This is a genomic window from Thioclava sp. F28-4, assembly GCF_002020045.1.
Classification (GTDB): domain Bacteria; phylum Pseudomonadota; class Alphaproteobacteria; order Rhodobacterales; family Rhodobacteraceae; genus Thioclava; species Thioclava sediminum.
In genome coordinates this window covers 1-661 of sequence record NZ_MPZQ01000054.1, presented here as the reverse complement: position 1 = coordinate 661, position 661 = coordinate 1, and the positions used below count along the sequence as shown (strand labels likewise).

General features: G+C 63.2%; 1 pseudogene. It reads left to right on the top strand.

What is annotated here, in order from left to right:
- A pseudogene (locus BMI87_RS22670) lies at positions 1-661 on the top strand (cytochrome P450); the annotation flags it as partial.

Below are 661 nucleotides of genomic sequence, written 5' to 3'. Positions count from 1 at the left end.
AGCGTGCAAAGTCTCGACGGCGCAGAGCATCAGGTCCGCAAGAAAATGTTTCTCGATCTCATGGCCCCCGTGCGGCTGCAGCAGGCTCGCCAGATTTTCGCAGAAGAATGGCAGGCGGCGGCACGCATTTGGCGAGGCCGTGAGATCGACCTCTCCGATGCTGTCGACGGCATTATGACACGCACCGCGCTTCGCTGGTGCGGCATCGACCCGGCACAACATGACGTTGCGCGCCGCTCGCGTGAACTCAGCACGATGTTCGCCGAAGCCGGTGCGCTCGGACCCGCCTATCTGCAGGCACGCTGGCTCCGAGCTCGATGTGAGCGTTGGGCGCGAAGTCTCATTGCTGAGACCCGAGAAGTGGACGGACCCGCCGGAAGCACCTTGGGCAAGCTTGCCTTCCACACAGATCTCGATGGCCGCCGCATGAGCGAGGATGTGGCCGCGAAAGAACTCCTGAACATCCTGCGCCCGATCGTGGCAGTCGGACGCTACGTCGTCTTTGCCGCCCACGCACTGCATGTCCAGCGCGCGGCAATCCCCGCTATGACGGAAGACGACGAAAACATCAGTCGCGCGATCGCCGAAGAGGTTCGTAGGCTTTATCCGTTCTTCCCGGCGATCGGCGGACGCGTGCGCGAAGCGTTCGACTGGCACGGCG